The organism is Streptomyces sp. NPDC031474 (assembly GCF_055581185.1).
The window spans coordinates 1-13,501 of record NZ_JBVIJX010000022.1 but is presented as its reverse complement, the minus strand read 5'-3'; the positions used below and the strand labels follow the sequence as shown (position 1 = coordinate 13,501).

General features: G+C 68.8%; 10 protein-coding genes and 1 pseudogene. 8 read left to right on the top strand and 3 right to left on the bottom strand.

Features of this window, described 5'->3' with window-relative positions:
* The first annotated feature begins 249 nt into the window (after positions 1 to 249).
* From ACZ5SK_RS38235 to ACZ5SK_RS38225, 3 genes are read left to right on the top strand one after another with little or no spacing between them, the layout of a single operon-like run.
* A complete protein-coding gene (locus ACZ5SK_RS38235) occupies positions 250 to 2,838 on the top strand; it encodes a Tn3 family transposase (protein ID WP_334577647.1) in 2,589 nt (862 codons plus the stop codon).
* Positions 2,781 to 3,803, top strand: coding sequence for a tyrosine-type recombinase/integrase (locus tag ACZ5SK_RS38230; RefSeq protein ID WP_468577172.1), 1,023 nt, complete (start codon positions 2,781 to 2,783; stop codon positions 3,801 to 3,803). The genes ACZ5SK_RS38235 and ACZ5SK_RS38230 overlap by 58 nt, the downstream gene beginning before the upstream one ends.
* Positions 3,800 to 5,890: a site-specific integrase gene (locus ACZ5SK_RS38225; protein ID WP_334577644.1), complete on the top strand. Its 2,091-nt coding sequence runs from the start codon at positions 3,800 to 3,802 to the stop codon at positions 5,888 to 5,890. Before ACZ5SK_RS38230 ends, ACZ5SK_RS38225 begins: the two co-directional genes overlap by 4 nt.
* On the opposite strand, the gene ACZ5SK_RS38220 is transcribed toward ACZ5SK_RS38225, so the two are convergent.
* Entirely contained in the window at positions 5,891 to 6,373 is a 483-nt protein-coding gene (locus tag ACZ5SK_RS38220) for a WapI family immunity protein (RefSeq protein WP_307049162.1), read from the bottom strand.
* A gap of 181 nt (positions 6,374 to 6,554) precedes the next feature.
* On the opposite strand from ACZ5SK_RS38220, the pseudogene ACZ5SK_RS38215 reads away from it, so the two are divergent.
* Positions 6,555 to 6,764: pseudogene (locus ACZ5SK_RS38215) on the top strand (Tn3 family transposase); the annotation flags it as partial.
* On the top strand, positions 6,710 to 7,342 hold the full coding sequence (locus ACZ5SK_RS38210) for a Tn3 family transposase (RefSeq protein WP_361707268.1): 633 nt from the start codon (positions 6,710 to 6,712) through the stop codon (positions 7,340 to 7,342). The pseudogene ACZ5SK_RS38215 and the gene ACZ5SK_RS38210, both read left to right, overlap by 55 nt.
* Positions 7,343 to 7,351: 9 nt before the next feature.
* Here the strand turns inward: ACZ5SK_RS38210 and ACZ5SK_RS38205 are convergent, their stop codons facing one another.
* Positions 7,352 to 8,068 (bottom strand): response regulator transcription factor, encoded by a 717-nt coding sequence (locus ACZ5SK_RS38205; protein ID WP_334577643.1) that lies wholly within the window; start codon positions 8,066 to 8,068, stop codon positions 7,352 to 7,354.
* Positions 8,065 to 9,303, bottom strand: coding sequence for a sensor histidine kinase (locus tag ACZ5SK_RS38200; protein WP_334577642.1), 1,239 nt, complete (start codon positions 9,301 to 9,303; stop codon positions 8,065 to 8,067). The genes ACZ5SK_RS38205 and ACZ5SK_RS38200 overlap by 4 nt, the downstream gene beginning before the upstream one ends.
* Before the next feature lie 204 nt (positions 9,304 to 9,507).
* Here ACZ5SK_RS38200 and ACZ5SK_RS38195 point away from each other — a divergent pair, with 204 nt between their 5' ends.
* The 3 genes from ACZ5SK_RS38195 to ACZ5SK_RS38185 all read left to right on the top strand — a co-directional run bounded on the left by ACZ5SK_RS38195 (position 9,508) and on the right by ACZ5SK_RS38185 (position 13,362).
* On the top strand, positions 9,508 to 10,200 hold the full coding sequence (locus ACZ5SK_RS38195; protein ID WP_334577641.1) for an ABC transporter ATP-binding protein: 693 nt from the start codon (positions 9,508 to 9,510) through the stop codon (positions 10,198 to 10,200).
* A complete protein-coding gene (locus ACZ5SK_RS38190; protein WP_468577170.1) occupies positions 10,197 to 12,557 on the top strand; it encodes an ABC transporter permease in 2,361 nt (786 codons plus the stop codon). Before ACZ5SK_RS38195 ends, ACZ5SK_RS38190 begins: the two co-directional genes overlap by 4 nt.
* 202 nt (positions 12,558 to 12,759) lie before the next feature.
* Complete coding sequence (locus ACZ5SK_RS38185; protein WP_334577633.1) at positions 12,760 to 13,362, top strand: recombinase family protein; 603 nt, start codon at positions 12,760 to 12,762, stop codon at positions 13,360 to 13,362.
* Positions 13,363 to 13,501: the final 139 nt, after the last annotated feature.

The window sequence follows — 13,501 nt, the reverse complement described above, 5'->3', positions numbered from 1 at the left end:
CCAACGAGCACCGCCCGGAAAGGTCACACATTCGACAGGCGAACCTGATTTCCCATCCCGGGACAGCGGCACCCCAGCCCCGGGCCGGGAGCATCAGCACGCACTCACACACGCTCGTACTCGGGGTGCCGGTAAGAACGCTGTCACCAGCCGCAAACGGTGGTGATCTTGCGAGGGTGTCACCCGTGTGGGTGAGTCCGGGGTCGTACAGCTGCGCGGGGTGAGGCCTCGGGAGGACGATCGACAACCGTGGCCCGTACCCCTTTGGACCTGGACGACCTGGTCGAGCACTGGACGCTGTTGAAGGACGAGCAGCGGCTCGTGTCCGGCAAGCGCGGTGCGACGCGGCTGGGCTTCGCCGTGCTGCTGAAGTTCTACACGCAGTACGGCCGGTTTCCCCGGGGCCGGTTCGAATTGCCGGGCGAGGCGGTGGAGTTCGTCGCTCGGCAGGTACAGGTGCCCGCCGCCGAGCTGGAGGCGTATGAGTGGAGCGGTCGGACGGTCGAGTACCACCGCGCGCAGATCCGCGGGCACCTGGGCTTTCGTGAGTGCAGCGTTGCGGACGCGGACAAGCTGACCGCCTGGCTCGCAGAGCACCTCGCGTGCAAGGAGCGGCGGCCGGAGCAGGTACGGGTGGAACTGCTGGCTCGCTGCCGCACGGAGAGCATTGAGCCGCCGACTCCGGGGCGGTGCGACCGGATCGTGGGCGCCGCGCTGCGAGTGGCCGAGGAGACGCTGACGGCGAGGATTTCAGCGCGGCTCACGGTGGAGAGCACAGAGCGGATCGTCGCCCTGGTCGCCGGCGCCGACCAGGAGGACGACGCCGTACCGGGTGAAGCCGGTACGGGTGAGGGCGAGGACGGCCCGCCGGTCCTGGGGAAGATCAAGGAGGCTCCGGGCAATGTGAGCCTGGAGACGATGCTCACCGAGATCGACAAGCTGCTCACGGTCCGGGCGGTCGGGCTGCCGGCGGACCTGTTCGCCGACGTCGCGCCGAAGGTGGTGGCCGGGTGGCGGGCGCGGGCCGCAGTGGAATCGCCGTCCCACCTGCGAACGCACCCGCTGCCGCTGCGGGTGACGCTGCTGGCCGCGCTGCTGCACGAGCGGGAGCGGGAGATCACCGACACGCTGGTCGAGTTGCTGATCTCCACGGTGCACCGGATCGGGGCGCGGGCGGAGAGGAAGGTCACCGAGCAGCTGGTCAACGCGTTCAAGAAGGTGTCGGGCAAGGAGAACATCCTCTTCAAGCTCGCCGAGGCGTCGATCGGCGAGCCGGAGGGAACGGTCCGCGAGGTCGTCTACCCGGCGGTCTTGGGCGGGGAGCAGACTCTGCGGGAGCTGGTCCACGAGTTCAAGACCCGCGGCCCGGTCTACCGGCGCACGGTGCAGACCACCTTGAAGGCGTCCTACACCAACCACTACCGGCGCGGGCTGATCAAGCTGCTCGACGTACTGGAGTTCCGTTCGTCCAACCACACCCACCAGCCGGTGATCGAGGCATTGGCACTGGTGGCCCGGTACGCGGCGGCGGGCAACACCACGTACTACCCGCTGGACGAGACGGTACCGGTGCACAAGGCGATGGGCGGGGACTGGGCGGAGGTCGTCCACCGCACCGACAAGCGGGGCCGGCGCCGGGTGGTGCGGATGGTCTACGAGGTCGTCGCCTTCCAGGCCCTGCGCGACCAGCTCAAGTGCAAGGAGATCTGGGTCGTCGGCGCCGACAAATGGCGCAACCCTGATGAGGACCTGCCCCACGACTTCGCCGAGCGGCGCGAGGAGAACTACCGCGAGCTGCGCAAACCGCTCGACCCCGCCGACTTCGTCGACGAGCTGCGCGAGCAGATGACCACTGAGCTGACGCTGCTGAATGACCGGATGCCCAAGCTGTCCTGGCTGGACATCGCTGAGCGGAAGTCCGGGGCGATCCGGCTGACCCCGGCCGAGGCCCAGCCCGAGCCGAAGAACCTGCGAAGGATCAAGGGCGAGGTACAGCGCCGGTGGGGCATCGTGCCGCTCATCGACATGCTCAAGGAAGCGATGCTGCGTACGGGCTGCCTGGACGCGGTCACCTCGGTCTCCGGCGGCGGCTCCCTCTCGGCGGAGGTCCTGGCCGAGCGCCTGCTGCTGGTGATCTACGCCTACGGCACCAACACCGGAATCAAGGCCGTCGCCTCCGGCGGCCACGGCCACACCGAGGAACAACTGCGCTATGTACGGCGTCGCTACCTGTCCGCCGAGGCCGCCAGCGCCATCGCCATCCAGATCGCGAACGCCACCTTCGCTGCTCGCAGCCCCGACCTGTGGGGCCAGGGCTCGACCGCGGTCGCCTCCGACTCCACACACGTGCGCGCCTACGACCAGAACCTGTTCACCGAGTGGCACTCCCGCTACGGCGGCCGGGGGGTGCTCATCTACTGGCACGTGGAGAAGAAGTCCCTGGCCATCCACTCCCAGCTGATCAACTGCACCGCCTCCGAGGTCGCCGCGATGGTCGAGGGCGCCATGCGGCACGGCACCACCATGGACGTCGAGGCCAACTACACCGACTCGCACGGCCATCTTGTTACCTGGACACCTCACGCCCCGTTAGCCCGGATAGACGGTCAGATGCACCGTCAGGCGGGGCTGTTGCGGAGGTGGCGGTGCAGGTGTTGCAGCAGCGTGGCGAGGATGGCAGGCACCGGGTCGTACTCCTCGACGACCGGGGTGAGCCGATTGAAGTCGTCTCGGGGTTCCTGCGGTTCCTGGCCGCTCGTGAGTGCTCGCCGAACACGCTCGTGTCGTACGCGTACGACCTCCGTCATCTGTGGCGCTTCTTCGGTGAACGTGGGCTGACCTGGGACGCTTTCGCCCCGCCGCACGCGATCCCGCTGCTGGAGTACCTACGCTCGGTCCCGTCACGCCGTCCGCGCCAGCGAATGACGCTGACCACGGTGACGACCGCCGCGGACGGGCCGGCCACGAAGCTCGCGGCGACCACGGTGAACCGCATCCTGGCGGCGGTGTCCTCCTTCTACGAGTACGCCATCCTCGCCGGGCTGCTGGACCGGACGAACCCGATCGAGAAGCGTCCCGACCCTGCGTTGCAGCGGGTTTCCGACCGGCACCGCCCGTTCATGGGCCGGGCCAGCCGCCAGCGCCCAGTACGCCGCGCAGTCCGGGTCAAGACCGTCCAGGCCCTACCCCGGCCATTGGACGACGCCCAGGTCGAGGCCCTGCTCGCCGAGATGCGGTCAACACGTGACCGGGCGTTGGTGCTGCTGATGCTCCAAGGCGGCCTGCGTCCCGGCGAAGCCCTCGGGCTGCACCTGGAGGACATCGCCTACGGCCGCCGCCGCGTCGTGGTCCGACACCGCGACGACCATCCCAAGGGAGCGCGGTCGAAGTCCCGTTACGAGCGCGTCGTGGACCTGCATGAGCCCGAGGCCCTGGCCGCGGTCAGCGCCTACGTGTTGGGCGACCGGCCCGCCGAGGCGGAGACCCCGCTGGTGTTCCTCATCGGCGGTCGCGGCGCCCGGAGGCTGGAGCCGCTCGGCTACGACGGCCTGGTGCGGATGTTCGCCCGAGCCTGCACCCGGGCCGGGATCCGCGAGCCCTGGGTGACCCCGCACGCCCTGCGCCACACGCACGCCACGCGCATGTGGGAGGGCGGGATGAGGGAGCTCACGCTGCAGAAGCGACTCGGTCACGCCTCTCCGGAATCAACTCGTATTTACACCCGGGTCTCCGATCCGGCCGTGGTCGCCGAGTACAACCGCGCTCTGGTCAGGAACGACGCACCGACGCAGGAGGCGAAGTGAGGTCGAAAGGGGTGTCCACGGCGGCGATGCTGGCCAGCCCCGGTCTCATTCCCCAGCAACGGCGTCACCGTCGGCACTGCCCGGACGAAGAATGGCGTTCCTACGTCCAGGACCAGGGCGGCAACCGGCAGTACCAGCTTCAGAAGCTGCGGTTCCGGCGCCAGTTCATCGACCGCTGGCCCAAGCTGGCCGGCTGGTTCGGTGCCCCGCTGGTCGAGCGGGTCGGGCGTCTGCACGGCGAGCCCTTCCACCGCCCGTCTTACCCGGTGTCCTTCCGGGCCCGCACCTACCTGGTCTATCTCGGGCTGCGCGGCTACACCACGTTCGACTACCCGTGGCTGTTCGCCCCTGGACAGCTCGCCATCGTCGAGCCGGCCGCCGTTCTGGGCATCGATCTGGGCGCCAAAGAACTCGTCGAGGACGCGATCGGCCTGGGGTTCAACCCGAACTCCGCACGTCAGGCCATGCACTGGTCGGTCAGCCGCATCACCTTGCACACTGGCGTCTTCGACGTCACCGCGATCACCGAGGACCACATCGCCGAGGCACTGCAGGCCATCCGGTTCTTCGCCGACCACCCTGACCTGGAACGCTTCTACCCGTCCCGGCAGCGCTATCTGGAGGGCGCCGCCAAGAACTGGGTCACCCACCTCCACCAGCTCCAGGTCGTGCTCTTCCACCGCGGCCAGGTGGCCACCCAGCCCCGCAAGCTGATGCCCTCGTGGAAACCGCCACTGGTGCTGCCTCCGCGGATGCAGGCAGTCGCCGAGAAGTGGCTCGCGGCCCGCAGGCTGACCGACCGCCCGGTCACGGTGGACAAGCTGGAACTCGCGGTCCGCCGCTTCGGTAACTGGCTCGGCGAACACCACCCCGAGGTCGCCACATTCGCCGACGTCACCCGTGAGCACTGCCTCGCCTGGCTCCAGCACATCGCCGAGGAACCGACCGAGCGGACCGGCAAACCCCTCGGCGTCATCTCCCGGATCCAGCGGACCTCCGGCCTGGGACAGTTCTTCCGCGATACCGCAGCCTGGCAGTGGGACGACGTCCCCGGACACAGCCTCATCGGCCCCGGCGACTCACCGAAGTCGCCGATCAAGGTCCCCCGGTTCATCCCGGACGACGAGCTGGACCGTTTGATGCCCGTCATCGACACCATCGCCTGCCCTTTCCAGCGAGCCGCCCTGCTGGTCGCCCGCTGGTCCGGAGCCCGCCGGGACGAAATCCGCCGCCTGCCCCTCGACTGCCTGGACCGCTACCCGGACGGCACCGCCCGGCTGCGGCTGCCCGCCCGCAAGACCTACAAGGAGCGCGTCGTGCCCCTGCACGACGACGCGGCGGACGCCCTCCAGAAGGTCATCGACCTGCGCAGACAGAGGCGGGAACGACCTTTCACCGACGAACTGACAGGGCAGCCGGTGCGCTATCTGTTCATGCAGCACGGCAAGCTGCTGTCGACGTACTACCTGTTCGAGACCCCGATCCAGGCCGCTTGCAAGGCCGTTGGACTGGTCCGCCCCGGCGGACGCGGCGGCACCGTCACCGCCCACCGCTTCCGTCACACCGTCGGCACACAGCTCGCCGAGCGCGGCGCGAAACTCCACACGATCATGAAGGTTCTCGGGCACTCCAGCGTGTCCATGGCCCTCGTCTATGCGCAGATCAGCGACCAGGAAGTCCTCCGCGACTACAAGGCCGTCCTCGAACCGGGCGCCAACATCGCCGGCCCCGCCTCCGAGGAGCTGAAGTCAGGCGCTCTGCCGGAGGAAGCCGTCGACTGGCTGAAGACGAACTTCTTCAAGACTGAACTCGAACTCGGGCACTGCCTGCGGCTCCCCGCCGAGGGGCCCTGCGAGTGCGATCTCTACCTGACCTGCGCGAAGTTCGTCACGACCCCGGCCTATGCACCACGGCTACGGGCGAGACGCAAGGTCGAGAATGCCCTCGCCACCGATGCCGCCAATCACGGCTGGGCACGCGAAGTCGAGCGCCACCACTGCACCGCCGGCCGCATCGAGAAGCTCCTGAACGACCTCGGCCAGCCCCTCGAAGACCCCACCGACACCCTGGAGAAGGATCACTGCTGATCAGCGAGTCGGGAAGGAAGCCAGAGCAAGGTCCCAATGGTCAGCTGCGTGAAGCAGCGCAGCCGTATCCACCCGCACCTCCACGACGTACTGGTAAATGTCCGCCCGGTCATCGCCCTGCTGCCATGGGGGTGCCGCCTCCAAGGACAGGTGAACGCGAATCACCGTCCCACTGTCACTTCGATCGGCGAGGCTAACGGCCAGGACCGGCTCCACGAACCACGTGTCCGGGGACAACCAGCCCTCGGTGTCAGGTCCGGTCACAGCCACCTTCCCCGCGGCCACCGCGCGCAACCAATCTGACACCTCACGGGCTTCATCGGTCAGCAGACACGGGTCGGCAAAGGACCAGCTGCCCTCGGGAGTCGTCACCGCTCCACCGACGACCAGCCAGTTGTCGTCGTATGAGTCACCCCGAACCTCGGAGAACTGATAACGCAGCAGGCGGAGCTCGACACTGCTGTCGTGATCGCTCAAAAGCACTGCCACAGGATGTCACGGGCCCACCTGGGTCTGCACAGCGAGGTGATCACCCTCAAATGTGCACCCCGGGGCCCAGCCGCCCGCCGAGTGGCACCGGCCATCTGGGACGGAATGGCCGAATGCGACCGCCCCTCCAGCACTCCGAAGACACACGGAAGGATGATCAACTTGAACTGTCCATATAAAGTCGGAAATCGGCTTCGGCGTCACGAGACTGCTGAACTTCGACCTACTGCCCAGGATCAAGCGGATCAACAAGGTGAAGCTCTACCGTCCGGCGGCCGGCGAGGCGGACGCCTACCCGCGCCTGACCCCAGCGCTGACCCGCCCGATCCGCTGGGAACTCATCGCCCAGCAATACGACCAGATGATCAAATATGCCACCGCGATGCCACCGCGATCCGTACACGGACCGCATCCACCGAGGCGATCCTGCGGCGCTTCACTCGCAACGCCTCCCACCCCACCTACGCGGCCATGCTGGAGGTCGGCCGCGCCCAGAAGACCATCTTCGTCGCCCGCTACCTGCGGCTGCGCGACCTTCAGCGGGAGATCGAGGAGGGCCTGAACGTGATGGAGTCCTCCAACGGCGCCAACTCCGTGATCGCCTACGGCAAGGGCGGCGAGATCGCCTCGAACCGGCGCGACGAACAGGAGATGTTCGTCCTGTGCCTACGGATCCTCCAGTCGGCTTTGGTCTTCGTGAACACCCTGATGCTCCAGGACATCCTCGGCGAACCGGCGTGGGCCGACCTCCTCACGCCCGCCGACCGGCGCGGCCTGACCCCGCTGTTCTGGTCCCACGTGCGCCCGTACGGGGAGGTAAACCTCAACATGGCCGCCCGCCTGAACCTTGCTTCCACCACCACGGTGCCCGGACCCCGTGCTGTGGAAGAGACGGACGACAGAAAGCCGGCTGAGGATCGTATGGGCATGTGGCCACACCCTGAGGGTGTTCAGACGTCGTGAAGCGGCTGGTCACATTTGCTGCTGACCGGTGGGCGGCGGCGAAGCGGGCTCGGTTCCGCCGACGCTGACCAGGCCCGTTTCGTAGGCGACGACGACAACTTGGGCGCGATCGCGGAGTCCGAGCTTGGCGAGGATGCGGGAGACGTGGGTCTTGACGGTCGCCTCGGAGAGGCGGAGGCGGTCGGCGAGCTCGGAGTTGCTCAGCCCCCGGGCGAGCAGGCGCATGACTTCGAGTTCGCGCGGGGTGAGCGCTGCAATGTCGCGGTGGACCGCCGCGGTTGCGGAGTCTCGGTGGGCGAACCGCTCGACCAGGCGCCGGGTGATGGCGGGGGCCAGCAGCGCGTCGCCGGTGCGTACCATGCGGACGGCGGCTGTGAGATGTTCGGGGCTGACGTCCTTGAGGAGGAAGCCGCTGGCCCCTGCGGACAGCGCGGCGTAGACGTACCGGTCGAGGTCGAAGGTGGTCAGGATGATCACGCGCAGGCCGTCTGCGCCCATATCGGTGCCGGTGAGGATGCGCCGGGTGGCCTCCAGGCCGTCCATTTCCGGCATTCGGATGTCCATCAGGACCACGTCGGGCAGGGTGCGCCTGACCGCGTCGACGGCCTCAACGCCGTTGTCCGCTTCGGCAACCACTTCGATGCCCTCGGACGCCAGGATCATCCTGAAGCCGGTACGCACCAGCGCCTGGTCGTCGGCAACCACTACGCGCAGCGCCTCGGTCACAATGCCTCCAGGGGCACCAGTGCGGTGACGCGGAAGCCGCCGCGGGGTCTGGGGCCGGTGTGCAGGCTTCCACCGTAGACGGCGAGGCGCTCGCGCAGGCCGATGAGTCCGCGCCCGTTACCAGCGGTCGCGGAGGCGCTCGGGCGGCCACCAGTGTCGGCGACCTCCACGCGCAGCTGGTCGGCGGCATATTCGACGATCACTGCCGAGGCCGCGCCGCTCGCGTGCTTCACGGTGTTCGTCAGCGCTTCCTGTACCACCCGGTAGGCAGCGAGTTCGACGCCGGGCGGGATGGGGCGGGGCTGCCCCCTCAAGGTCAACTCGACCGCCATCCCGGACTGCCGCACTCCTGCGACCAGGGCCTCCAGCCGGTCGAGGCCCGGCTGCGGCGTGAGATCCACCGACGCGTCCGCATCGGGGCCTTCGGCGTCCGTCGTGAGCAGCCCCATGACCTGACGCAGCTCGCTCATAGCTGCCCGGCCGCCGCTCTCGACTGCGAGCAGCGCCTCGCGGGCCTGGTCGGGGGCCGTATCCATGGCCTTGCGTGCGGCGCCGGCCTGGATGACCATCACGCTGACGTTGTGCGTCACCACGTCGTGCAACTCGCGGGCGATGCGGGCGCGTTCCAGCTCGACCGCCCGGTCCAGCGCCGCGACCTGCTCGCGTTCCAGCGCGGACAGCTGTGCGCGCCCCTCATCGACCCGCCGCCGCCACATGCGAAACTCGTACGCTGCGGCGAAGACCGGGACGAGGACCAGGACCGCGATGACACCGTTCGGGAACTCGGGCAGTTGCGCGTTGGTGAACAGGACCGCCAGGACCGTGGCTGCCACCGGCAGGCTCACCAGCGTAGGCACCCGGTGCGGGCAGTAGGCCGCAGCGCTGTAGACGGCGACGAGGCAGACCATGCCGCCGTAGAAGGCGATGTCGCCGGAGTCGCGCATGATCAGCGGAGTCACAGCCATCACGGTCCACAGCACCGTCAGCGGATACCGGCGACGGAGGGCCAAGGGCGCCGAGACGAGCGGCACGAGGAGCACGGAGCCGGCCCAGGAGGCAGGCCCAGCCCCCTCGTTCATGATCGTGATGTAGCGGATGCCGTCGGTGGCGAGGAGCAGAGCCAATGCTGCGTCGAATGCCCGGCTGCGCCGAGCGGGCCGGGGCAGCTGACCGGTCGGGCGTACCGTGCGGCCGGTCAGTTCTCGCAGTCGGTCCGCTGTCGGCAGGTTCACCATCTGCTCATTCTCACCGCTGCTCCCGGCCTCGCGACATCCACCTGGATGATCATCTGCGATACATCCGTGGACTACATCGCAGGGATGACACGGGTCGGCCTCACCCTGGCGCGGTATGGGGAATGCCTCCTGGGGCCGACGCACTGTGCCCGGCAGCCCACCTAGCGTCGACCAGGCCAGACAGGCCCACCCTGGGAGACGACCATGACCACGCCGTTGATCGAACTGCGCGATGTGAGCCGCAGCTACGACGAGGGGCCGCCCGCCCTGCAAGAGGTGTCCTTGACCGTCGAGTCCGGAGAGGCGGTGGCCATCCTCGGTCCGTCCGGCAGCGGCAAATCCACCATGCTCAACCTGATCGCCGGTCTCGACCGGCCGAGCACGGGCACAGTCACCGTGGCCGGTGTGCGAGTCGACGAGCTCGGTGAGAGCGGCTCGGCGCGGTACCGGAGGGCCAGCGTCGGCATGGTCTTCCAGTTCTTCAACCTTCTCGACGACCTCACCGTTGCCGACAATGTCGTGCTGCCGGCGCAACTGGCAGGGATGGGGCGCGGTGAGGCGGACAGACGTGCGGCGGAACTGCTCCAAGCGCTCGGAATCGACCGCCATGCCCGCGCCTACCCCGGCCGGCTGTCCGGTGGTGAGCGGCAGCGCGTCGCGGTGGCCAGGGCCCTGATGAACCGCCCGCCACTGCTGTTGGCGGACGAGCCGACCGGTGCGCTGGACACCAAGGCGGGTGAGGGTGTCAGGGAGTTGCTCAACGACCTGCACGCCGACGGGCAGACCATCGTCCTGGTCACCCATGATGTGGCGTTGGCGCGGGCCTGCGCGACGCGCACGATCCAGCTCGTCGACGGCCGGATCGCCGCCGACTTCCCGATGGAGACGGCCCGATGAGCGCCCTGGGGAAGGTCGTCCGCTCGGGGGTCGGCCGCCGCCGGGTGCAGACGCTGGTGACCGGTCTTGCCGCGATGATGGCGGTGACCGCGTCCGTTCTGGGCGGGTCGCTGCTGGTTGCCTCCAGCGCACCCTTCGACACTGCTTTTGCCGGGCAGCACGGGGCGCATCTGACCGCGCAGTTCGACGCGGGCAAGGCCGCGGCCGGGCAGCTGTCCGCCTCCGCGCACGCGTCCGGCGTCACTGCGGCTTCCGGCCCTTTCCCGACCGTGGTGGTCACCCCGCGCGGTGGGTCCAACGCCGGTGCCCTCGCGGGCGTCGGCCTGCTTCCGATGACGGTGGTCGGCCGCGCCGATCCCGGCGGTCCCGTCGACGACGTCACCTTGACGGCGGGGCGGTGGGTGACCGGCCCGGGCCAGATCGTGCTGTCTTTCTCGGGCCCGGGAACTCGTCTGGGCGCCACCCTTGAGGTCCCTGGCCTTCCCGGCAGCCCGAGGCTGACCGTAGTCGGCGTGGCCCGCTCGGTCAGCGGCACCGCCGACGGCTGGGTGACACCTTCACAGATCGCCTCGCTGACCGCGCCCGGCGCCTCCCGTAGCTACCAGATGCTCTACCGCTTTGCTACGGCCGGCACCACCAAGCAGATCGCCGCTGACCGCGCTGCGGTGACGGCAGCGGTCCCGGCGGGAGCGCTGACCGGGGTGCAGTCCTGGCTCAACGTCAAACAGGGCACCGACCGTAACACCGCGCTGTTCGTGCCGTTCCTCATCGCTTTCGGCATCCTGGGTGTGGTCATGGCGGTCCTCATCGTGGGCAACGTCGTCGCCGGGGCAGTCGGTGTGAGCGTGCGCCGGATCGGCATCCTCAAGGCCATCGGCTTCACCCCGGCCCAGGTCGTGCGGGCCTACATGGGCCAGGCGCTGGTTCCGGCGGCGGTCGGCGCCGCAATCGGCGTCGTCGCGGGCAACCTCCTCGCCGTCCCGGTGCTGTCCACGACCGACCAGGTCTACGGCACGACGGCCTCGGGCGTCGCCCCGTGGGTCGACGTCGCGGTGATCGCCGGGGCGCTGGGCCTGGCGGGCGTGACCGCATGGGCAGCGGCACTGCGGGCCGGACGGCTGCGTACCGTCGACGCGCTCGCGGTCGGACGCACCCCTCGTCCCGGCCGGGGCCGGTGGGCGGCCAGGCTGACCGCCAAGCTCCCGCTTCCGCGACCGGTCAGTCTCGGCCTGGCCCACCCCTTCACCCGTCCCGCCCGCACGGTCGCGATGGTCGCGGCGATCATGTTCGGCGCCACCGCCGTCACCTTCGCCATCGGCATCGGCAGCTCCTTGAGCCAAGTCCAGGCCGCCAAGAACCACGACACCGCCGACGTCGTCATCGGCCCTGAACGCGCGCCCGGTGGTCCCGGCGCCCTCACCCGGCCGCCGATCGGGGCCGATCCCGCCGCGGTCACCGCGGCGGTCAACGCCCAAGCCGGGACCAAGGCGTACTACGGCACCGCCACGACAGAGGTGACTGTCCCGGGGATCAGGGGCACCAGCACGGTCTTCGCGTTCACCGGCGACGCCTCTGGGGCCGGCTACCGGATGGTCTCGGGAAGCTGGTTCCACGGACCGGGCCAGGCCGTCGTGCCGACCACCTTCCTGACCGCCACCGACACCCACATCGGGGACACTGTCACCCTGGACGACCACGGCCTGGCGATCCCAGTCCGGATCACCGGCGAGGTCTTCGACCCCCACACGCAGACCATGGAAGTCCTCACCGACGCCTCCACGCTCGCCACCGCCGAGCCGGACCTGCGTCCCCTCACCTACTCCATCACGGTGAAGCCCGGCACGGACGTGGTCAGCTACAGCAACACCCTGAACACCGCGCTGCGCCCCCTGGGCGTCACCACCCAGCCGCACGAGTCCGGCAAGAGCGATGTGATCCTCGCCCTCAACACACTGACCGCAATCCTCACGCTGATGCTCGTCGTCACCGCCGGCCTGGGCGTGCTCAATGCCGTCGTCCTCGACACCCGCGAACGCGTCCACGACCTCGGCGTCCACAAGGCGCTGGGTATGACCCCCCTGCAGACCATTGCCATGGTCATCTCGTCAGTTGTCGTGAGCGGCCTGATCGGTGGTGCCATCGGGGTACCGACCGGAGCGGCTCTGCAGGCGTTGACCGTGCCCTCCATGGGACACAGCGCCGGAATCAACATGCCCGCCTCCGTCATCGACGTCTACCACACGCCCGAACTGGTCCTGCTTGGACTCGGCGGCCTGCTCATTGCCAGCCTGGGCGCACTCCTGCCCGCCGGATGGGCCGCCCGCACTCGCGCCGCAACCGCCCTGCGTACCGAATAGGGTGCGGGGAAAAATGACAGGGTGCAGGGTGCTGTCCGCGAGGCACGCGCGGACAGCACCCGAGAAGCGCCGCGGGGCGAGTGTCGGCAAACGAACGTCTGCCGACACTCGGACTCGTGTTGACGAACCCGCAGGTGGGCACTGTCGGCAACTCGCGTCGGAAATCAACGTCGGCGAACGGTCGTTGCGGTAGTTTCCGACAATGCTTCTCGGCTACTGCCGCACATCGACGGCCGACCAGAACCCTGATCATCAGATCGACGCACTTCTCCGGAACGGCGTCGACCGTGACAACATCCACGTCGAGGTCGCCAGCGGCGCGAAAGCTTCCCGCCCCAAACTCGATCTCGTCATGCAGCTGATGCGCGAGGGCGACACGTTGAAGGTCACCCGGCTCGACCGGCTTTCCCGCTCCGTCCTGCACCTGGTCACTCTCGGCGCCGAGCTGCGCGAACGCGGGATCGGCCTGCACGTCATCGAGCAGGGCATCGACACCGCCACCATGGAGGGCCGCGCGATGTTCGGCGTGCTGTCCGTACTGGCCGAACTCCAGCGGGAGCTGATCGTGGCGAATACGAACGATGGGCTCGCCTCCGCGCGGGCCCGCGGCCGCGTCGGGGGTCGCCGCCCGAAGCTCACCGAGGACCAGGCCGCGCTTGCTCAACGGCTCTACGACGAGCGAGAGAAGACCGTCCAGCAGATCGCCGACATGTTCGGCGTGCCCAGGTCGACGGTGTACGGGCACCTCGACAAGACCAAAACCGTCCCCCGCCAGCCCAAGAAGACCGTGGTCACGAAGCCCTGACCGCTCGTTTGCGGCTGGTGACACGGTTCTTACCGGCACCCCTAGATCCCCGTGGGTTCAAGGAAGCCGAAGGTCCTTCAGCTTGAACCCACGGGTCCGCCGGTCTGCTTCAGGTGGGTAGATCCGTGGGTTCGGTTGG

Excerpts from the sequence above, each read along its gene's own strand:
- ACZ5SK_RS38200 (WP_334577642.1), bottom strand. The coding sequence starts at position 9,303 with ATGGTGAACCTGCCGACAGCGGACCGACTGCGAGAACTGACCGGCCGC.
- ACZ5SK_RS38195 (WP_334577641.1), top strand. The coding sequence starts at position 9,508 with ATGACCACGCCGTTGATCGAACTGCGCGATGTGAGCCGCAGCTACGAC.
- ACZ5SK_RS38190 (WP_468577170.1), top strand. The coding sequence starts at position 10,197 with ATGAGCGCCCTGGGGAAGGTCGTCCGCTCGGGGGTCGGCCGCCGCCGG.
- ACZ5SK_RS38185 (WP_334577633.1), top strand. The coding sequence starts at position 12,760 with ATGCTTCTCGGCTACTGCCGCACATCGACGGCCGACCAGAACCCTGAT.